Below are 20,124 nucleotides of genomic sequence, written 5' to 3' on the forward strand. Positions count from 1 at the left end.
TCAGCGGGTGCCGTAGAGGACGACGGTCTTGCCGCGGGCGTGGAGCAGGCCGTCGGCCTGGAGCTTCTTGAGGACGCGGCCGGCCATTTCGCGCGAACAGCCGACCAGGCGCGAGAGCTCCTGGCGCGACACGCGGATCTGGGTGCCCTGCGGGTGGCTCATGGCCTCGGGTTCCTTGGCCAGGTCGTGCAGGGTGCGGACGATGCGGTCGGTGACGTCGAGGAAGGCCAGGCGACCGGCCTTGCGCGAGGTGTCGAGCAGGCGGCGGGAGATCTGCGCGCCGATCGAATAGAGCAGCTTGGGCGCGTCGGTCGACAGCCGGGTCATCAGCAGGTCGTAGAAGCGCTCGTGGCCGATCTCGGCCAGCTCGGTCGCGGTGCGCGTGCGCAGGGTGACCTCGCGCTTGTCGCTCTCGATGAACAGGCCCATCTCACCGACGAACTGCCCCGCGCCGAAGTAGCCCAGCACCAGCTCCCGGCCGTCCTCCTCCTCGTTGATGATGCTCACCGAGCCGGAGATCACGTAATACAGGGTGGTGGCGGCATCGCCCGGGCGGAACACGTCCGTGCGGGACGGATAGCGGCGGCGGTGGCAATGGGCGAGGAAGCGGTCGATGGCCGCGTTGTCGGGCATCAACGGGCTCTGCGGACGACGCGCCGTGTGCGGGGTTGCCAGGTCGGGGGACATGGGCCGGGCTCTAGAGGAATTAACCGACTATATAGACCATCAGGGGGAAAGGGCCAATCCTGTCACTCTTCGTTTTTGGCCGCCGTTCCAAGCCTGATGGGACGTCGTTGTGGGCTGTTCGTTCCCCCGTCACCCCGCTTGCCCCATAATCCCGCGCCTCCATTCGTCCACCGGGACCCACGCACGTGGTCAAGCCTCTGCCGCGCCTGCGGCTCCAGGGATTCAATAACCTGACCAAGGCGCTGTCGTTCAACATCTACGACATCTCCTACGCCGCATCCGAGGATGAGCGCCAGCGCTACATCCAGTACATCGACGAGGCGTACAACGCGGACCGGCTGACGCAGATCCTGACGGACGTCGCCGAGATCATCGGTGCGAACATCCTCAACATAGCGCGCCAGGACTACGACCCGCAGGGCGCGTCGGTGACCATCCTCATTTCCGAGGAGCCGGTCATCGACAAGAAGGATGCCGGCAAGGAGCTGATCTCCGACGCCGTGGTCGCGCACATGGACAAGTCGCACATCACGGTGCACACGTATCCGGAAACGCACCCGGACAACGGCATCGCGACGTTCCGCGCCGACATCGACGTCGCAACGTGCGGCGTCATCTCGCCGCTGAAGGCGTTGAACTACCTGATCGAGAGTTTCGAGTCCGACATCGTCGTGCTCGATTACCGCGTGCGTGGCTTCACCCGCGACATCAAGGGCAAGAAGCACTACATCGACCACAAGATCAATTCGATCCAGGACTACCTGGCGAAGAACATCCGCAATCGCTACGAGATGCTCGACGTCAACGTCTACCAGGAAAACATCTTCCACACGAAGATGCATCTGAAGGAGTTCGACCTCGATACGTATCTGTTCGAGGAGAAAGCGAAGAACCTTTCCTTCAAGGACCGGATGAAGATCGAGTCGCGCCTCAAGCGCGAGATCGAGGAGCTCTACCACGGACGCAACCTCGTCGATTGACGGGAACGACCGAAACGAAAAGGCCGGCGAAATCGCCGGCCTTTTTCATTGCACGACCCGCGCTGGCATCAGACGCGATAGGCGACCGTCTTCATCACCTTCGACGCTGCGGCCATGAGCTGCGGGATCGGCGGCGGCAGTGCGCGTGCACCGGCGGCTTCGGCGTTGTCGGCGTGGCGCGCCTCGTCATCCTTCATCACTTCGAGGATCGCGCGGCTGCGTACGTCGGCGGGCGGCAGATCGACGAGGTGCTCGTCGATGTGAGCTTCCACCTGTCGTTCGGTCTCGACGACGAAACCAAGGTTCCAGCCGTCGCCACGCAGGCCGGCGGCGAGGCCGATCGCATACGAACCGGCGTACCACAGCGGGTTCAGCAGGCTCGGTCGGCTGTCGAGTTCGCGCAGGCGCTCGGCGCACCAGGCGAGGTGGTCGGTCTCCTCCTGCGCGGCGTGCAGCAGGTGATCGCGTGTGCGGGCGTCGCGTGCGACCGACGCCTGGCCGACATACAGCGCCTGCGCACAGACCTCGCCGACGTGGTTGATGCGCATCAGCCCCGCGGCATGGCGTCGCTCCGCATCGTCGAGCACCAGATCCGCATGGTGGCCGGCGGGGTTCGCGCGAAGTGCGTGCGGGTCGCCCGCGACGGTTTCGAGTGCGCGCTGCGCGGTGTCGATCCAGCGATCGAGCGGCGAAAGGCGTCGGGTATGCATGGGCGCAGTCTACTGCGCGCCTGCATCGATGCCGTCGAGATGTTCGGCGAGGAACTCGATCGGATGGCGGACGGGCAGGGCCGTGCCATTCGCGAGGTGCAGGCGGCAGCCGAGGTTGGCGCTCAGCACTTCGCGCACGTTCGCGGCGTCCGCTTGCGCAACGAGTGGGGCACGGAACGACGCGGCGCGCTCGGCGTCGGTCAGCATCGCGGTGCCGGCTGCGCCGCAGCAGCCGAAGCCGGCGTTGAGTTCGACGATTTCGAGGTGCGGGATGCGTGCGAGGAGGCGTCGCAATGCGGGCACGCTGCGCACGACATTGCGTTGCGTGCAGGGCAGGTGCAGCGCGATGCGTGCATTGCCGGGACGGAAGCGCAGGCAGTCGGCGTGGCGTGCGAGAAATTCGATCGCATCGACGGTTTCGGTCGATGCCGGGAGCGCCACGGCGACGGCTTCGTGGCAGCCGCTGGCGAGGGTCAAGACGAGCGGCGCATTGCCGAAGGCGCGGGCATTGATGACGGCGAGTTCGGCTGCGGTGTCGGATGCGCCGGCATGCGCGTGCAGGGCGCCGCAGCAGGTCTGGCCATCGAGCGCGACGAGATCGATGTCGCAGGCCGCGAGCAGGCGGCGGAGCGCGTCGCGCGGGGCCGGTTCGTATGCGCGCGCGACGCAGCCGAGAAAGAGCGCTGCGCGCGTGGTCGGCGTCGTACTGGGGGGCGGCCTCGTCGTATCGCGCCGCCGTGGCGGTCGGGGAAGCGGTCTCAGCGTCGCCGGAAGCGCGGGGTAGGTCCGGCGATAGATCGCAAGGAGCGCCGCAAGCAGTCGCGGTCGCCGGGCCAGCGCCTCGATCATCCGTTCCCGCCACGTCGCCCCCCGCCGCTGTCGCTGCCGGGCTCGCGCGGCGGTCAGCAGGGCGCCGTAGCGCACGCCGGCCGGGCAGACCGCTTCGCAGCTGCGGCAGCCGAGGCAATGGTCGAGGTGTTCGTCTCCGGCCGCCGTCGGCTCCAGCGCCGCCAACGCCCAGCCCCGTGCCAGCGCGATGCGGCCCCGCGGCGACTCGGCCTCCAGCCGGTCCCGCCCATACGTCGGGCACGCCGGCAGGCACAGGCCGCACTGCACGCACTGGTCGGCCAGCGCGACCAGCGGGTCGGCCGAGGGCGGTCGGGGCAGGGGCATGGCGGCCGATGCTAGCGCGGTCTTGACGCGGCTTGCACGCGCTGGCCGGGGCCGCTAGAATTCCGCTTCTTTGTTCGCGGGACCCCGGTCCCGTACAACGCGCGGCGAAGTTCGGACGCCCCCCGGCGCTCCCAATCAGCCCGACCAGGCACCCACCAAGAGTTTTGTCATGAAGACCTTTATCGCCAAGTCCGAGACCGTCCAGCGCGACTGGTATCTCGTCGACGCCTCCGGCAAGACCCTGGGCCGCCTGGCCTCGGAGCTCGCCCGCCGTCTGCGCGGCAAGCACAAGCCCGTCTACACCCCGCACGTCGACACCGGTGACTACCTCATCGTCGTCAACGCGGAAAAGATCGCGGTGACCGGCAACAAGCTGGCCGACAAGAAGTACCACCGCTTCACCGGTTACGTCGGCAACCTGAAGACCGAGACCCTCTCGCAGGCGCTGGAGCGCCACCCGGAGCGCGTCATCGAGATCGCCGTCAAGGGCATGCTGCCGAAGGGTCCGCTGGGCCGCGCGATGTACCGCAAGCTCAAGGTCTACAAGGGTGCCGAGCACCCGCACGCCGCGCAGCAGCCGCAGACGCTCGACATCTAAGGTCCAAAGAACATGGCTACCCAGCAGAATTACGGCACCGGCCGCCGCAAGTCCTCCACCGCCCGCGTGTTCCTGCGCAAGGGCACGGGGCAGATCACCGTCAACCAGCGTCCGCTGGACGAGTTCTTCGGCCGCGAGACGGCGCGCATGATCGTGCGCCAGCCGCTCGAGCTGACGAAGTCGGCGGAGCAGTTCGACGTGATCGTGACGGTCGCCGGCGGCGGCATCACCGGCCAGGCCGGTGCGATCCGCCTCGGCATCGCCCGCGCGCTCGTCGAGTACGACGAAACGCTGAAGACCGACCTGCGCAAGGCCGGCTTTATGACCCGCGACGCCCGCGAGGTCGAGCGTAAGAAGGTCGGCCTGCACAAGGCCCGTCGCGCCACGCAGTTCTCGAAGCGCTAATCGCGTTTCACCGGATGCTGGCGGTCTTGCCGTCAGCATCCATCGCGGTAAAATTCGCAACATAGCCCCGTCGCCAAGCGGTAAGGCACCTGACTCTGACTCAGGCATTCGGTGGTTCGAATCCATCCGGGGCTGCCACATACCGACCGGTTCACCGGTCACCCGAAGACCCGCCGCGTGCGGGTCTTCGCGTTTTCGGGAAAGGAGCCGCCATGGTTGCCCGTTTTCCTCCTCCCGTCGTGCCGTTGTCCGCTGCCGGCGAGCGACTGCGTGAACGTGGCTATGCGGTGATCGAACCCGATGCAATCGCGACGCTCGCCTTGTCGACGATCGATGCGCTGCGGACACTCGCACCGACCTGGGACGCGCTGCCCCCCGACACCTACCTGCGTGACGGCGGACGCTACCGGCATCGTCGCCACTCGTGCTTCGTGGTCGAGAGCGATGCGGTCACGCCGGCGCCCCACCGCGCGCACTGGCAACCGGTCGACTACAACGCGCTGCACGGCGGCATGCATCGCTGGTTCGAGCCGATCGATGCGAACGTCGCAGGCGCCTCTGCGTTTGGCGGGCTGATGCGTGGGCTGGGTGCGCTGTTCACGACGATCCGCGCGGAACCGCGCTGGTACGTCGAAGCCCACCAGTTCCGCATCGATACGGCGGGCGGTCTCGGTCGGCCGACGCCCGAAGGCGCGCATCGCGACGGCGTCGATTTCGTCGCCGTGGTGCTGATCGGTCGCCACGGCATCAAGGGCGGCGAGACGCGCGTATTCGATGCGAACGGCCCGGCCGGCGAACGCTTCACGCTCGAGGAGCCGTGGTCGGCCTTGCTGCTCGACGACACCCGCGTGATCCACGAATCCACGCCGATCCAGCCGGATGATGGCGCCGACACGCCCGGCCATCGCGACACCCTGGTGCTCACCTACCGCGCGCGAGCGTTCCAGGGCGACGACTGATCGCCACGTCGCAGGCTCGAACGCGACGGTTACAATTGAAACCAATCGCGCCGTGGGCGCCGGTCTCTGGAGCATCCGATGAAGCTGGGATCCCTCAAGGAAGGCGGCCGCGACGGCACGCTGATCGTCGTTTCGCGTGACCTGACCCGCGCCGTGCGCGCGGACGGCATCGCGCCGACGATGCAGCGCGCGCTCGAGGACTGGTCGAACACCGCGCCCCGCCTCAACGCGTTGTACGAAGCGCTTAACGCCGGGACGGCCGACGGCGCGTTCGACGTCGACATGAGCCAGCTCGCTGCGCCGCTGCCGCGCGCCTACGAATTCGTCGACGGCTCCGCCTACCTGCCCCACGTCGAGCGCGTGCGCCGCGCGCGCGGCGCCGAGGTGCCGGCCAGCTTCTACGTCGACCCGCTGATGTACCAGGCGACCAGCGCCGGCTTCTACGGTCCGCGCGACGCGGTCCGCGTGCCCAGCGAGAGCTACGGCATCGACCTCGAGGCCGAAGTGGTCGTCGTGACCGACGACGTGCCGATGGCGGCGACGCCGGAGGAGGCCGCGGGCCACATCCAGCTGGTGGGCCTGGTCAACGACGTCTCGCTGCGCAACCTGATTCCCGACGAGCTCGCGAAGGGCTTCGGCTTCCTGCAGAGCAAGCCGCGTTCGGCGCTCAGCCCAGTATTCGTGACGCCGGATGAGCTCGGTGACGCGTGGCAGGGGAGCAAGGTGCACCGCCCGCTGACGACGCACATCAACGGCGAGTGGTTCGGCGCGCCGGAAGCGGGCGTCGACATGCAGTTCGACTTCGGCCAGCTGGTCGCGCATGCCGCCAAGACGCGCCCGCTGTCGGCCGGCACGATCGTCGGCTCGGGCACGGTGGCCAACCAGGACACCTCGCTGGGCGCCTCGTGCTTCGCCGAAAAGCGCACGGTGGAGACGCTGGAGCACGGCAAGCCGTCGACCCCGTTCATGAGCTTCGGCGACACGGTTCGCATCGAGATGTTCGACCGCGACGGTCGCAGCATCTTCGGCGCGATCGAGCAGCGCATCGAGCCGCACACCCGGTGAGTGACGACGGACGGTACGCCGTCCGCACACCGCCTTGCGGGGCGGCCGGTTAAGGTGGCGCCCTTTCTCCGTGGAGAGGTGTCGTGAGCGAACCGCTGCGCCTGTACTCCTACTGGCGGTCGAGCGCCGCCTACCGTGTGCGCATCGGCCTGGCGCTCAAGGAGCTGCCGTACGAGATCGTGCCGGTGCACCTGCTGCGCGACGGCGGTGAGCAGCATGCGACCGAGTTCCGCGAGACCACGAATCCGCAGGAGCTGGTGCCCGTCCTGCAGCACGGCGCACGCCTGTACCGGCAGTCGATGGCGATCCTCGAATACCTCGACGAGACGTGGCCGGAGCCGCCGCTGCTGCCGGCGCTCGCGCGCGATCGTGCGCGGGCGCGCGGTCTCGCGCAGCTCGTCGCCTGCGACGTGCATCCGCTCAACAACCTGCGCGTGCTGCAGTACTTCGAGCACGAATGGAACGTGCCGCAGGCCGAGCGGGACGAATGGGTGCGGCACTGGATCGTCAAAGGCCTTGACGCGATGGAAGCGTCGCTCGTCGACCACCCGGCCACCGGCGAATTCTGCGAAGGCGATGCACCAACGCTCGCCGACTGCTGCCTCGTGCCCCAGCTCTACAACGCGCGGCGGTTCGGCATCGACATCGGACGCTGGCCGACCATCGCCCGCATCGAAGCCGCGTGCCTGGCGTTGCCTGCATTCGATGTCGCGCGACCGGAAAATCAGCCCGATTGCCCGGAGTCGCAGCGCGCGGCCTAGGGCTCTCGCGATACCGTTACCGATACCGATACCGATACGGAAACGAAAACGGCGACCTCGAAGGTCGCCGTTTTCGCTTTCAACGTGTGCGATGCCCGATCAGATCGTGGTGCTGTACATGTCCGCGTACGGATCGTGCTCGGCGCCCGCGCCCTCGGAGAGGCGGAACTTGAGCGCGAGGCCGTCGCGCGAGTCGGCGGCACGCAGCGCGGCCTCCATCTCGATGCGACCTTCCTTCTGCAGGCGGAACAGGCACTGGTCGAACGTCTCCATGCCGTCTTCCAGCGACTCTTCCATCGCCTGCTTGATCTCGTGTACCTGTCCGCGACGCATCAGGTCACGCACGTGCGGCGTGTTGATCAGCACTTCGGTCGCCGGCAGGCGGCGCCCGTCGACACCGACAACGAGGCGCTGGCTCACCACCGCGCGCAGGTTGAGCGCGAGGTTCATCAGCACGTTCTTGTGCGCCGATTCCGGGAAAAAGTTCAGGATGCGCTCGAGCGTCTGATCCGCGTTGTTCGAGTGCAGCGTCGCCAGGCAGAGATGGCCGGTTTCCGCGAACGAGATCGCGGCTTCCATCGTCGTCGCGTCAAGGATCTCGCCGATCAGGATGACGTCCGGCGCTTCGCGCATCGCATTCTTCAGCGCGTTGTGGAAGCTGTGCGTGTCGAGGCCGACTTCGCGCTGGTTGACGATCGACTTCTTGTGCTTGTGCAGGAACTCGATCGGATCCTCGATGGTGAGGATGTGGCCGGCCATGTTCGTATTGCGATGGTCGATCATCGCCGCCAGCGTGGTCGACTTGCCCGAGCCCGTACTGCCGACGATCAGCACCAGGCCGCGCGGCGAGGTGATGATGTCCTTCAGGCATGCGGGAAGCTGCAGCTCCTCGATCGAGGGGATCACGCTCTTGATCGCGCGGATCACCATGCCGACTTCGCCGCGCTGCTTGAACACGTTGACGCGGAAACGTCCCGAGTCCGGCAGTGCATACGCCATGTTGAGTTCGAGGTTGGTTTCGAACTCCGGCACCTGGCCTTCGTCCATCAGCGAATAGGCGATCTTCTTGACCATGCCCGACGGCAGGCCCGTATTGCCCAGCGGCTGGAGCTTGCCTTCCACCTTGATGTAGACCGGAGCCCCCGTCGTCAGAAACATGTCCGACGCATTCTTCTCCGTCATCAGCTTCAGGAAGTAGCCGATGTCCATGCAGTCTCCTCGTATGGCTATGCAGGTTTGCGCCGGTACAGCCGGCATGGCCACAATGACCGCGCGTCCCCAACGCCACGATCCGGGTCCCCTATGCGTCCAAGCTTCGCATATCCGCGCTACGCGCTTCTTGCCGCGGTTCTCACCACGACGATGACGGGTTGCGCGACGTTGCCGCCGCCGACCAGCGAGCTGGCCGCGGCGCAACAGGCCGTGGCGCGGGCCGCTCAGGCCGATGCAGACCAGTACGCGGGCGCCGATCTCGCCGCCGCGCAGCGGGAGCTGTCGCAGGCGCAGGCCGCGATGTCGGCCGGCAAGGACGACGATGCCCGCCGGTTCGCCCTGCAGGCCTCGGCCGACGCCGACCTCGCCGCCGCGGCCAGTCGTGCCGCCGTCGCCGCTGCGGCCCGCACGCAGCGCGAGGCCGAGGTCGCCGATCTGCAGGCGCGGCTGGGCATCGAACCGGATCAAGCCGCGGCGCTGCCGCCGGCCCCGGGCGGCGCTTCGGGCAACTACACGCTGCGTTTGCAGGCGCTCGCCGCCGACCCGCGTCTGGCCGACGCCGCCCGCCTCGAGCGCGCTCAGGCCCAGCAGGCGGTCGACGCCCTCGCGACGGTCAAGGGCAAGCAGCGCCCGGCCGCCGAAGCCCTGGCCGAGCGCCGCGTCCGCGCCGCCGAACTGGCTGCGTTCGCGCAGGTTCTGCAGCGCGACACCGACCGCCTCGAGCACACGTATTCCGAGCTGCAGCTCGAAGCCAGCCGTCGCGACGCCGCCGCCGCCCGCGCCGAGGCCGACCGTCTGCGCATGGAGGCCCAGATGCAGGCCGAGGAGAGCGAGCGCCTGCGCCAGCAGGCTGCCGAGCAGGAGCAGGCCCGCGTCGACGCCGAAACCGCGCTGCAGGGCGCGGCCACGCAGCAGGCCGCCAAGCTGTCTGCCGCCCGCGAGAAGGAATTGAAGCTCGCCCGCGAAGAGGCAGAGCTCGTCGCCGACGCCAAGCTGCCGCCGATGAAGCGCGACAGCCGCGGCGAGGTGTTCACCTTGGCTGGCGACGCCTTCGCCTCGGGTCAGGCGACGCTGACCCCGGCCGCCTCCGCCAGCCTCAAGGCGATGGCGCATTACATCGACGTCTCGCGCGCCGCGGCCGTCCGCGTCGACGGTTTCACCGACAACCAGGGCGACGCGGGGGCCAACCAGACGCTGTCGCAGCGACGTGCCGCAGCGGTGCGCCAGGCACTGGTCGCGGCCGGTGCGGGAAGCGTCCGTATCGACGCCAGCGGCCATGGCGCCGGCAACCCGGTCGCCGACAACGGCAGCGCGGCGGGGCGTGCGAAGAACCGCCGCGTCGAGATCGTCGTCACCCAGAAATAGCGGCTTTTTAGCGGCTTTAACGGCGTTTTGTCAGCGCCTTCAGGCATGTGACGACCGGCTGTCGGCGCCGCCCCAGTGCTGCTTGCTGCTTCCCCGGATGCCGGAGTACGGTCGATTCGTCGGGGCGATTCGGCCCCGTCGCCAGGCCGGGTCGCGCACCCACGGCAGAGCACGCAGGAACGCGACACGGCCATCACCGTGTCCGGCGGTCGGCAGGCCGCCGGGCGCATGTGCCGAGGAGGTTTGCATGTTCGAAGACCGGTCCGCGAGCGAGCTCGACAAGCTGATGACTGGCAGTTCCGAGTTCAAGCAGCTCTATCAACGACATCAGGATCTCGACCGACGCGTCATGAATGCCGAACTGGGCATCAGTCCCGTCAATGATCTCGAGCTCACGCGGATGAAGCGCGAAAAGCTTCACGCCAAGGACCGCCTGGTCCGCATGGCCGACACGCTGCTTCACTGACGGATCGCCGCCGCGCCGTCGCCGACCGCGGGTTGGCGACGGCGTCAGGGCGCGCGTCGGCGCCCGCTAGAATGGCGCGATTCCCGGCAGCACGGATCCGCCATGCCCCTGCATCAATCTGTCCTCGAGCTGATCGGCGCCACGCCGGTCATCAAAGCCCAGCGCCTCGACACCGGCGTCTGCGAGCTCTACCTGAAACTCGAGAGCCAGAATCCCGGCGGATCGATCAAGGACCGCATCGGCCTCGCGATGATCGAAGCCGCCGAGAAGCGCGGTGACATCAAGCCCGGCGACACCCTCGTCGAAGGCACCGCCGGCAACACCGGCATCGGCCTCGCGCTCGTCGCGCAGCAGAAGGGCTACAAGCTCATTCTCGTCGTCCCCGACAAGATGAGCCGCGAGAAGATCTTCAATCTCAAGGCGATGGGTGCACAGGTCGTGCTCACGCGCAGTGACGTCGCCAAGGGCCATCCCGACTACTACCAGGACATGGCCGCGCGCATCGCCGCGGAAACTCCGGGCGCGTACTTCATCAACCAGTTCGGCAACCCCGACAATCCGGCCGCGCACGAGTTCGGCACCGGCCCGGAAATCCTCGCGCAGATGGCGGAAGTCGGTGGTGTCGATGCGATCGTGTTCGGTTGCGGCAGCTCGGGCACGATGACCGGCCTGTCGCGCTGCTTCGCCGAGAAATCGCCGCATACCGAACTCGTGCTCGCCGATCCGGTGGGTTCGATCCTCGAGGAATACATCAATCGCGGCACGCTGTCGGAGAAGTCCGGCACGTGGATGGTCGAAGGCATCGGCGAGGATTTCCTCCCGCCGATTTCCGACTTCAGCCGCGTCAAGAAGGCGTACGCGATCGCTGACCGCGAAAGCTTCCTCACCGCGCGCGAACTGCTGGAAAAAGAGGGGATTCTCGGCGGTTCGTCGACCGGCACGCTGCTCGCCGCGGCGCTGCGGTACTGCCGCGAACAAACCATGCCGAAGAAGGTGCTGGTGTTCGTGTGCGACACGGGCAACAAGTATCTGTCGAAGATGTACAACGACTACTGGATGCTCGACAACGGTTTCATCCAGCGCGAGCAGCACGGCGATCTGCGCGACCTCATCCTGCGCCCGTACTCGCAGCGCGACACGGTTGTCGTCGGTCCCAAGGATCTGCTGGTCACGGCCTACCAGCGCATGAAGCTCTACGACGTCTCGCAGCTTCCGGTGATGGACGGCGATCAGCTCGTCGGCATGGTCGATGAGTCCGACGTGCTGTTGCACGTCTACGGCGACGAGCAGCGCTTCCGTGATCCGGTGTCCACCGCGATGGTCAGCAAGCTCGACAAGATCGACGTGCATTCGCCGATCGAAGCCCTGCTGCCCGTGTTCGATCGAGGGCACGTCGCGATCATCGCCGACGGGGAGCGTTTCCTAGGCCTGATCACCCGCATCGACCTGTTGAATTACCTGCGCCGCCGCGTGCAATGACATCGTTCGCGCTGCCGTCGATCGCGCTCCCGGGTGACCGGCTGCCCGACGTCTGGCTGCGCTTCGCCGACGGTGAGCGGGTCAAGTTGCACAAGGCATTCGGCGGACGACCCCTGTGGATCGCCGTCGTCGGAGCGGATGCGCAAGCGCCCGATTCCCCGCCCGCCGACGGTACGACCGGGCTGCTCATCGCGCCCCGCCTGCCGCGCGAACGTGCGGGCTGGCGCAGTGCGACGGCCGACGCCGAGTGGTGCGGGATGTTTTCGTCGACGCCGTTTCGTGTCGACGCCAACCTGCGCATCGTCGATGACACGGCACGACCATTCGCGGGCGCGCCGCTCACACCGTCGACCACCGTCGCCTGCGCGCCCGTGCTGCAGATTCCGGCCGTACTCGAGCCGGAACTGTGTCGCGCCTTGATCCGACACTTCGACGACGTCTGCGAGGGGGGCGAACGCTCGCACGTGCTCGTGCTCGAAGACGGACAGGAGACGCCACGGCTCGCACCGGACATCAAAGCGCGACGCGAGAGCCCGATCCGCGATCCGGCGCTCGAAGCTGCGGTGCACCAGCGTCTGCTCCGCCGCGTGATGCCCGAACTTGCGCGCGTCTTCCAGTTCCAGACCAGTCGCCGCGATCCGTTCAAGCTGCTTGCCTACGCGGGTGGCGATGGCTATTTCCGTCCGCACCGCGACAACGACACGCCGGATGTCGCGCACCGACGCTTCGCCCTCTCGGTGAATCTCGACGAAGGCGCGTACGACGGCGGCACGTTCCGCTTTCCTGAATTCGGCCCGCATCTGTACGGCCCACCCACGGGCGACGTGCTGGTCTTCTCCTGTTCGCTGCTGCACGAGGTGACGCCGATCACCCGCGGCACGCGCCACGCCCTCGCAACCTTCGTCTCGTGAAGAGCGGGTGAAACCTGTCGCACGGCCGGGTGATCCAGCGGCCGGTGGTAAACTTCGCGGCTGCCGACTGCATCAGCGATCGCATGCACAACGACTCTTCGCGTAGCCCCGGACTCGGGACGCTCGCCATCCATGCCGGGCAGTCGCCCGATCCCAGCACCGGCGCCGTGATGACGCCGATCTACGCGACGTCGACCTACGTACAGTCGAGCCCCGGCGAACACCAGGGCTTCGAGTACTCGCGCAGTCACAACCCCACGCGGTTCGCGTACGAGCGGTGCGTCGCTGCGCTCGAAGGCGGCACGCGCGGCTTTGCGTTCGCGTCCGGCCTTGCCGCGACGTCGACCATCCTCGAGCTGCTCGACGCCGGCAGCCACGTCATCGCGATGGACGACGTGTACGGCGGAACCTTCCGCCTGTTCGAACGTGTGCGTCGTCGCAGCGCGGGCCTGGACTTCAGCTGGATCGATCTCACCGATTCCGCCGCGTTCGAAGCGGCGATCCGGCCGGAAACGCGCATGGTCTGGATCGAGACGCCGACCAATCCGCTGCTCAAGCTCGTCGATATCGAGAAGATCGCCGCGATCGCCCGCAAGCGCGGCCTGATCGTCGTCGTCGACAACACCTTCTGCTCGCCCATGTTGCAGCGCCCGCTGTCGCTCGGCGCGCACATCGTCATGCACTCGGCGACGAAGTACCTCAACGGCCACTCCGACATCGTCGGCGGCATGGCGGTGGTCGGTGATGACGCTGAACTCGCCGACAAGATGGCGTTCCTGCAGAACGCCGTCGGTGGCGTGCAGGGCCCGTTCGACAGCTTCCTCGCGCTGCGTGGCCTCAAGACGTTGCACCTGCGCATGAAGGCGCACTGCGAGAACGCGATGGCGCTGGCGGAGTGGCTGCAGTCGCATCCGGCGATCGAGCGTGTGGTCTATCCAGGGCTTGCGTCGCATCCGCAGCACGAGCTGGCGAAGCGCCAGATGGATGGCTTCGGCGGCATGGTGACGATCTTCGTAAAGGGCGGGTTGGATGCGGCGAAGCGCTTCTGTGAGCGCACCGAACTGTTCGCACTGGCCGAATCACTTGGCGGCGTGGAAAGCTTGGTCAATCATCCGGCGATCATGACGCATGCGTCGGTGCCGCCGGAGCGGCGCGCGCAGTTGGGGCTGTTCGACAACTTGGTGCGGTTGAGTGTGGGGGTCGAGGACATCGCCGATCTGCGAGCGGATATCGATCGGGCGCTTGGGCTGGACCGCTGACTACCATGGGGGACTCCGCAATCTCCCCGGTCGCTCGGATGGCGGGGCCGTTCGTGGCGCTGACCCGTTACCGCTCGCTCACACTGGAGCTGGCCAAGCGCGACATCCAGGGCCGGTACCGTGGCTCAAGCTTTGGCATGGGCTGGTCGTTGATCAGCCCGTTCCTGTTGCTCTGCATCTACACGTTCGCCTTCGGAACTGTGATGGGCGGGCGCTGGCCGGAAGCCCGCGAAGGTCATGCGAGCTTTGCGATCATCCTGTTCGCGGCGATCATCGTGCACGGGTTCTTCGCCGAGTGCCTCAATAAGGCCCCTGTCCTAGTCGTATCGAATCCGAACTTCGTCAAGCGCGTTGTCTTTCCGCTCGACATCCTCCCGTGGCCCATGGTGATGTCCGCGCTGTTCCACACCGCGGCGAACCTCGTCGTGTTTGTCGTATTGCGGCTGATCATGAATGGCGACTTCTCCTGGACGATCGTCTTCCTCCCTTTCGTCATGCTCCCGCTCGTCGTGCTGTCGCTGGGCATGTCGTGGATCCTCGCGTCGCTCGGCGTATACGTGCGCGACATCGCGCAGGTCACGGGCCTCGCGTCGATGGCGTTCCTCTTCATCTCATCCGCGATGATGCCGGTCGACAGCGTCGATCCGCGTTACCGCTGGGTTTTCCTCGCCAACCCGCTGACCTTCATCATCGACCAGGCGCGCGACGTGATGTTGTGGAACAGGATGCCCAACTGGGCCGGGCTCGCCCTCTATCTCGGCATCGCGACGCTGCTGATGTACGCGGGCCGCGCATGGTTCAAGGCGACGCAGAAGGGATTCGCGGATGTCCTCTGATTGGGTCATCCGGGCCGAAGGGCTCGGCAAGTCGTTCCCTGTCTACCGGAAGGCGCACCACCGGCTGATGCAGATGCTGGCACCGGGCCCCGAGAACCGGTGGTACGAGGAATTCGATGCGCTGCGCGGTGTCGACCTCGAGATCCACCGGGGCGAAACTGTTGGCATCGTGGGCCGCAACGGCTCGGGCAAGTCGACGCTCCTGCAGATGATCTGCGGAACGCTCACGCCGAGCCGTGGCGATGTCCAGGTACGAGGTCGCATCGCCGCGCTGTTGGAGCTCGGTGCGGGGTTCAATCCCGAGTTCACTGGACGCGAGAACGTGTTCCTCAACGGCACGGTGCTCGGGCTCACGAACGCGGAGATCGAAGCGCGGTTCGACGACATCGCGGCCTTTGCCGACATCGGCCCCTTCATGGAGCAGCCGGTCAAGACCTACTCGAGCGGCATGTACGTTCGCCTCGCGTTCGCCGTGGCGATCAACGTGACGCCGGAGGTTCTAGTGGTCGACGAGGCGCTGTCGGTCGGCGATGAGGCGTTCCAGCGCAAGTGTTTCGCCAAGATCAATGAGATTCGCGACAACGGCGCGACGATCCTATTCGTCTCGCATTCCGCGGGCACGGTCATCGACCTGTGCGACCGCGCCATCCTGCTCGACGCCGGCGAACTGCTCACACAGGGGGCGCCCAAGCACGTCGTGTCGCTATACCAGAAGCTGGTATACGCACCCGCGGATCGTACCGATGCGATCCGCTCGGAGATCCGCCGTGGCCTGGCTCTGGCGGACGCTGGTAGCCCTGCCGCCGCCGCCGCCGCCGATGCCGCAGCACCGCAGGATGCATTGCCGCTGGCCGCCGCCGACCCCACCTCGTTTTGGGAAGAAGGGTTGGTCCCGGCCAGTACGATCCTCTACGAGACCAAGGGCGCGCGAATCGGCGACCCGCGGCTCGAGACGCCGGACGGCCGCCGGGTCAATGTCGTGTCGACCGGAGGCGAGTACGTCTACCGGTATCGCGTCGTCGCCGAGCGCTCTCTGGTGGGTGTGCGTTGCGGCATGATGATCAAGACGAAGACCGGTATCGACGTGGCCGGTACTGCCACCGCCGCCGAGGGCGACTGCATTCCAGTGGTCGAGGCCGGTTCGACGATCGAGGTCGCATTCCGTTTCCGGTGCGCGCTGGCCTCCGGCACGTATTTCTTGAACGCGGGTGTGCTGGCGCGCGAAGCCGAAGGCGAGGACTACGTCGACCGCCAGATCGACGTCGCCATGTTCCGCGTACTTCCCTCCCGGCTCGTGCTGACCGGGTTGGTCGACCTCGACTTTGAGGCGTCCGCAGCCGTCGCATGAGCACAGCCGCTTCCCGTACTGCGATTCTCGTCGCGGGCATGCACCGGAGCGGCACGTCGGCCACGGCCGGTGCACTGCGCCATTTCGGGGTGGCCCTCGGCTCGCGGATGCTGGCGCCGGGCCCGGATAATCCGACGGGCTACTGGGAGCACGAGGACGCCGTCGACATCCACGACCGGCTGCTGGACGCACTCGAGCGGCGATGGGACGACGTGCGTGCCCTGCCGCCGGGCTGGCGCTCGACGGACGCGGCGGCCGCTGCGGAAGCGGAGATACGCGCGCTGGTCAAGCGCGACTTCGCGGCCCAACCGATATGGGCCATCAAGGATCCGCGCATCTGCCGCTTCCTGCCCATCTGGACCGACGTGTTGCGCGAAACCGACATCCGCGCGACCGCCATGATCGTCGCGCGGCATCCCCTCGAGGTGGCGGCGTCGCTGGAGAAGCGCAATGGCTGGCCGCCGCGGGCCGCCGTCCTGCTGTGGCTGCGGTATGTACTGGACGCGGTGCGTGACACCCGAGGTCTCGACCGCGCGGTGATCCGGTATGCCGATCTCATCGAAGACCCGGTTCGCACGATCGGCGAGGCGATGGCCCGCCTCGGTCTCGACGCCACCGTAGAGCCGCAAGGCCTGCGCGATTTCGTCGACCCCGGAGCACGCCATCACGTAGCGCCGGCGCAGGCCGATGGGGACGGCGTGTTTCTGAAGCTCGCGACGGATGTCTACGACACCGTCGAACAGATCGCCGCCGGCCGTGCGCAGTGGGACGACCTCGATGCCCGCTCGGCCGCGTTCGATGCTCTCTGGGCCGAGCGCGCCGACGAACTGGATGCCTTCGCGGCGATGGTGCAGCGCCTAGAGACCGCCGTCAGCCACCGCAAGCAGAGCGAGCGCGACCTCCACGCACAGGTCGAAGCGCACACCGAGACGAATGGCGGGCTGCTGATGCAGCTCGACACGCTCTCCGCCGGGCGCGAGGAGCTCGCATCGAAGCTCGCCGCTCAGCTGCGATGGTCTGAGGACGCCGTTGCCCGGCACGACGCCTTGCAACTCGAGCGCGATGAGCTGCGCTCGCAGCTAACGGCGCAGATCCGCTGGTCGGAAGACGCGGCGGAGCGGCTCGAATCGTTGCAGGCCGAGCGCGATGAGCTCCGTTCGCAGCTGAAGGCACAGATCCGGTGGTCGGACGACGCTGCAGCGCGCCTTGAATCGTTGCAGGCCGAGCGCGATGAACTGCGCTCGCAGCTGACGGCGCAGGTCAGGTGGTCCGAGAACGCCGCGGCACGACTGGAGGCGATGCAGGCCGAGCGGGACGGGTTGTCCTCGCGGTTGACGGCGCAGATCAACTGGTCTGAGGCCGCCGCGGTGCGTCTGGAAGCGACGCAGGCCGAACGCGACGAGATCAACTCGAAGCTGATCGCCCAGATCCGGTGGTCCGAGGAGGCCGTGGCGCGCCACCAAGCGCTCCAGGCCGAGCATGCGGAACTGGAGTCGCAGCTGACCGCGCAGTTGCGGTGGGCCGACGAGGCCGTCGACCTGCAGCGGGAGCTGGCGAGCGAGCGCGATCGGCTGCGCACGGACGTGGAACGTCACGTGCAGGCGGGCATCGAGGCGGAGGCGGTGCGCGCCGAATTGGAGGGGGCACTGATCCGGGCGCGCACCGACATCGAGCAGCTCCGGACGCACGCCGGTGCGCTCGCCGCGCGCCTCGAAGCCAGCGAGGCGGTACTCGCCGAAACACTGCATCAAGCCAATGGCCTCCAGGTGACGCTCGATGCGATCTACCGCTCGCATTCGTGGCGCGTCACGCGCCCGCTCCGGGCCCTTGCGGCGGCACTACGGCCACGCGCCCGATGACCCGAGACACAGCAACGATTTCCCGCGAGGTTTTTCGATGATCTACTTCACTTCGATCTGCTCCAACTACCTGCCCAAGGCCATGGCCCTGGCGGAATCCGTGAAGCGCAACTGTCGCGACGCGACGTTCGTGCTGTGCCTCGTCGAGCGCGAGGTGCCCCAAGTGGCGCTGGACTACCCGCACTTCGACGAGGTGGTGCTGGCGAAGGACGCAGGCTGGTCGAACTTCGACAGCTTCATCTTCCGCCACTCGATCGTCGAAGCGTCCACCGCGGTCAAGCCCCGTTTCATGATCCATCTGACGGAGCGCTATCCCCAGGCGGACAAATTCGTCTACCTGGATCCGGACGTGCTGGCCTACGGCGACTTCACCGAGCTCGAAGCCGCCCTCGATGCCCATTCGATCGTGCTGTGCCCGCACTTGCTGCGGCCGGGCAACATCGACATGGAGATCAGTTCGCTCGCCCACGGCACCTACAACCTCGGATTCCTCGCGGTGCGCCGCGACGAAAATTCCAAGCGCTTCCTCGAGTGGTGGGCCGACCGCCTGTTTCTGTTCTGCTACGACGACAAGAGCCGCGGTATCTTCACCGACCAGAAGTGGATCGACCTAGCGCCGTGCTTCTTCGATACGCACGTACTGAAACACCATGGATACGACTTCGCGACGTGGTCGTTGCTCGGCAGTGACCTGCGTGTCGTCGACGGCGCGTACGTCGTCAACGGCGATCCGCTACGTTTCATCCACTTCTCGGGACTCGACTCTGGAACGATCGACAAGGCGATTGGCTGGTGGCTGACTGACGACAATCGCGAGGCCTTCGTCCAGTTGTACGCCGAGTACCGCGCGCTGCTCGATGCCCACGGCCAACAGTCGCTCGGCAGGTTGCGGTGGTCGTACAACACGTACTACAGTGGCGCGGATATATCGCGCGAGGCCCGTGTGGCATATCGCGACCAGTCGCTGTGGGCCCTCGTCCCGGATCCCTTCGCGGCGTCTGATGCGGACATCCTCGCCACCGCGCAGCCGACCGCACAGGTTTCGTGCGAGTCGCAGGCGAGTGTGCCGGCCACGGCAGAGGAGCCGCCGCCGTGGCTCATCGAGCGATTTTTTTCGTCAGTACGCCGAAATGGTGTGGCGACTACGCTCGCACGCGGCGCGCGCAAGTTGAGTAGCGGACGTTTGCAGTGAAAGTTTCTGTCGTTATCCCCTGCTTCAACGCCGGAGATCAGCTGATCGAGGCAGTGGAGTCAGTGCTCGCTCAGACGTACTCCGATATCGAGATCGTCATAGTCGATGACGGATCGACAGACGCGCGCACTCAGAGTCTGCTGCGGGAGCACGCATGGCCGCGCGTGCGCGTCATCTTGCAGGCCAACGCGGGTCCGGCCGCGGCGCGCAACGCGGCGATTCGGGCAGCCACGGGTGAATTCATACTACCGCTCGACGCAGACGACCGCATCGCCCCGACTTACGTCGAGAAGGCGGTGGCCGCCATGTCGGCTATGCCCGAAGTAGGCATCGTTTACTGCAAAGCAATGAAGTTCGGGGCCGAAAGCGGCCCATGGGCTTTGCCGTCCTACACGTTGCGCGAGCTGGTCATCGACAACGTGATTTTCGTTACGAGCATGTTCCGCAGGGCGGACTGGGAAGCCGTCGGCGGATTTCGGGAAAGTCTCCGACATGGCGTTGAGGACTACGAATTCTGGATCCGGATCGTCCATCTGGGACGGCACGTCGTGCAGCTCGACGAGTACCTGTTCTTTTACAGGATTCAGCCGGTTTCGCGCACGACGGGTTTTTCGAGTGACAGGTCTGCAGTTGTCTCTACATACGCAGAGATTTTCCGGTCGAACGTCGATTTCTTTGCCCGCAACGCGGAGTTCCTATTCGAGCATCGCTTCGGTCTTTACGATGAGTTGGCGCTATATCGCTCCCGGTACGGCCCGATCGATGCGTTTTTCACACAACACCCCTCGCTGAGGAAGTTCGCCGGCTGCCTTCGGCGCCTCCTCATTCGGCTTACTGCGCGCTAGCCACGCGACCAGAA

20 protein-coding genes and 1 tRNA gene are annotated in these 20,124 nt (G+C 66.6%); 17 read left to right on the forward strand and 4 right to left on the reverse strand.

Annotation, left to right across the window (positions count from 1 at the left end):
- On the reverse strand, window positions 1–633 hold the full coding sequence (crp, locus tag DWG18_RS00260) for a cAMP-activated global transcriptional regulator CRP (protein WP_240318671.1): 633 nt from the start codon (window positions 631–633) through the stop codon (window positions 1–3).
- 239 nt (window positions 634–872) lie between these two features.
- On the opposite strand from crp, the gene speD reads away from it, so the two are divergent.
- Window positions 873–1,667, forward strand: a complete 795-nt coding sequence (gene speD / locus DWG18_RS00265) for an adenosylmethionine decarboxylase (protein ID WP_115644530.1) — start codon at window positions 873–875, stop codon at window positions 1,665–1,667.
- Window positions 1,668–1,735: 68 nt separating this feature from the next.
- On the opposite strand, the gene coq7 is transcribed toward speD, so the two are convergent.
- Together coq7 and DWG18_RS00275 are read right to left on the reverse strand one after the other, a co-directional pair.
- On the reverse strand, window positions 1,736–2,377 hold the full coding sequence (gene coq7 / locus DWG18_RS00270; protein WP_115644531.1) for a 2-polyprenyl-3-methyl-6-methoxy-1,4-benzoquinone monooxygenase: 642 nt from the start codon (window positions 2,375–2,377) through the stop codon (window positions 1,736–1,738).
- A gap of 9 nt (window positions 2,378–2,386) precedes the next feature.
- On the reverse strand, window positions 2,387–3,550 hold the full coding sequence (locus tag DWG18_RS00275; RefSeq protein ID WP_115644532.1) for a (Fe-S)-binding protein: 1,164 nt from the start codon (window positions 3,548–3,550) through the stop codon (window positions 2,387–2,389).
- Between the two features lie 169 nt (window positions 3,551–3,719).
- On the opposite strand from DWG18_RS00275, the gene rplM reads away from it, so the two are divergent.
- The 6 genes from rplM (at window position 3,720) to maiA (ending at window position 7,338) form a co-directional block, all read left to right on the forward strand.
- On the forward strand, window positions 3,720–4,148 hold the full coding sequence (rplM, locus tag DWG18_RS00280; protein ID WP_115644533.1) for a 50S ribosomal protein L13: 429 nt from the start codon (window positions 3,720–3,722) through the stop codon (window positions 4,146–4,148).
- Between the two features lie 12 nt (window positions 4,149–4,160).
- On the forward strand, window positions 4,161–4,553 hold the full coding sequence (gene rpsI / locus DWG18_RS00285) for a 30S ribosomal protein S9 (protein WP_115644534.1): 393 nt from the start codon (window positions 4,161–4,163) through the stop codon (window positions 4,551–4,553).
- Window positions 4,554–4,616: 63 nt separating this feature from the next.
- A tRNA-Gln gene (locus DWG18_RS00290) sits at window positions 4,617–4,691 on the forward strand.
- 101 nt (window positions 4,692–4,792) lie between these two features.
- Window positions 4,793–5,512 (forward strand): 2OG-Fe dioxygenase family protein, encoded by a 720-nt coding sequence (locus tag DWG18_RS00295; RefSeq protein WP_205289377.1) that lies wholly within the window; start codon window positions 4,793–4,795, stop codon window positions 5,510–5,512.
- 78 nt (window positions 5,513–5,590) lie between these two features.
- Window positions 5,591–6,577 carry a fumarylacetoacetate hydrolase family protein gene (locus DWG18_RS00300; RefSeq protein WP_115644536.1) on the forward strand — a complete coding sequence of 329 codons (987 nt, stop codon included), beginning with the start codon at window positions 5,591–5,593 and terminating at the stop codon, window positions 6,575–6,577.
- Between the two features lie 83 nt (window positions 6,578–6,660).
- On the forward strand, window positions 6,661–7,338 hold the full coding sequence (maiA, locus tag DWG18_RS00305) for a maleylacetoacetate isomerase (protein ID WP_115644537.1): 678 nt from the start codon (window positions 6,661–6,663) through the stop codon (window positions 7,336–7,338).
- 99 nt (window positions 7,339–7,437) lie between these two features.
- Here the strand turns inward: maiA and DWG18_RS00310 are convergent, their stop codons facing one another.
- A complete protein-coding gene (locus tag DWG18_RS00310) occupies window positions 7,438–8,547 on the reverse strand; it encodes a PilT/PilU family type 4a pilus ATPase (RefSeq protein ID WP_115644538.1) in 1,110 nt (369 codons plus the stop codon).
- A 93-nt stretch (window positions 8,548–8,640) separates the two neighbouring features.
- Between DWG18_RS00310 and DWG18_RS00315 the strand changes: the two genes are divergently transcribed.
- The 10 genes from DWG18_RS00315 (at window position 8,641) to DWG18_RS00360 (ending at window position 20,110) form a co-directional block, all read left to right on the forward strand.
- Complete coding sequence (locus DWG18_RS00315; protein WP_115644539.1) at window positions 8,641–9,915, forward strand: OmpA family protein; 1,275 nt, start codon at window positions 8,641–8,643, stop codon at window positions 9,913–9,915.
- A gap of 247 nt (window positions 9,916–10,162) precedes the next feature.
- A complete protein-coding gene (locus tag DWG18_RS00320; RefSeq protein ID WP_115644540.1) occupies window positions 10,163–10,381 on the forward strand; it encodes a YdcH family protein in 219 nt (72 codons plus the stop codon).
- A 102-nt stretch (window positions 10,382–10,483) separates the two neighbouring features.
- On the forward strand, window positions 10,484–11,860 hold the full coding sequence (locus tag DWG18_RS00325) for a pyridoxal-phosphate dependent enzyme (RefSeq protein WP_115644541.1): 1,377 nt from the start codon (window positions 10,484–10,486) through the stop codon (window positions 11,858–11,860).
- Window positions 11,857–12,771 carry a 2OG-Fe(II) oxygenase gene (locus tag DWG18_RS00330; protein ID WP_115644542.1) on the forward strand — a complete coding sequence of 305 codons (915 nt, stop codon included), beginning with the start codon at window positions 11,857–11,859 and terminating at the stop codon, window positions 12,769–12,771. Before DWG18_RS00325 ends, DWG18_RS00330 begins: the two co-directional genes overlap by 4 nt.
- Before the next feature lie 71 nt (window positions 12,772–12,842).
- Window positions 12,843–14,030: a cystathionine gamma-synthase gene (locus DWG18_RS00335; protein ID WP_115647950.1), complete on the forward strand. Its 1,188-nt coding sequence runs from the start codon at window positions 12,843–12,845 to the stop codon at window positions 14,028–14,030.
- Window positions 14,031–14,083: 53 nt separating this feature from the next.
- Complete coding sequence (locus DWG18_RS00340) at window positions 14,084–14,866, forward strand: ABC transporter permease (RefSeq protein ID WP_240318555.1); 783 nt, start codon at window positions 14,084–14,086, stop codon at window positions 14,864–14,866.
- A complete protein-coding gene (locus tag DWG18_RS00345; protein WP_115644544.1) occupies window positions 14,856–16,214 on the forward strand; it encodes an ABC transporter ATP-binding protein in 1,359 nt (452 codons plus the stop codon). The genes DWG18_RS00340 and DWG18_RS00345 overlap by 11 nt, the downstream gene beginning before the upstream one ends.
- A complete protein-coding gene (locus DWG18_RS00350; protein WP_162823623.1) occupies window positions 16,211–18,073 on the forward strand; it encodes a hypothetical protein in 1,863 nt (620 codons plus the stop codon). Before DWG18_RS00345 ends, DWG18_RS00350 begins: the two co-directional genes overlap by 4 nt.
- A gap of 37 nt (window positions 18,074–18,110) precedes the next feature.
- The gene (locus DWG18_RS00355) at window positions 18,111–19,265 is read left to right on the forward strand and encodes a hypothetical protein (protein ID WP_115644546.1); all 1,155 of its coding nucleotides are present in this window, start codon (window positions 18,111–18,113) and stop codon (window positions 19,263–19,265) included.
- Window positions 19,262–20,110, forward strand: coding sequence for a glycosyltransferase (locus DWG18_RS00360; protein ID WP_115644547.1), 849 nt, complete (start codon window positions 19,262–19,264; stop codon window positions 20,108–20,110). Before DWG18_RS00355 ends, DWG18_RS00360 begins: the two co-directional genes overlap by 4 nt.
- Window positions 20,111–20,124: the final 14 nt, after the last annotated feature.

It is taken from the genome of Lysobacter sp. TY2-98, from assembly GCF_003367355.1.
Lineage (GTDB): Bacteria > Pseudomonadota > Gammaproteobacteria > Xanthomonadales > Xanthomonadaceae > Cognatilysobacter.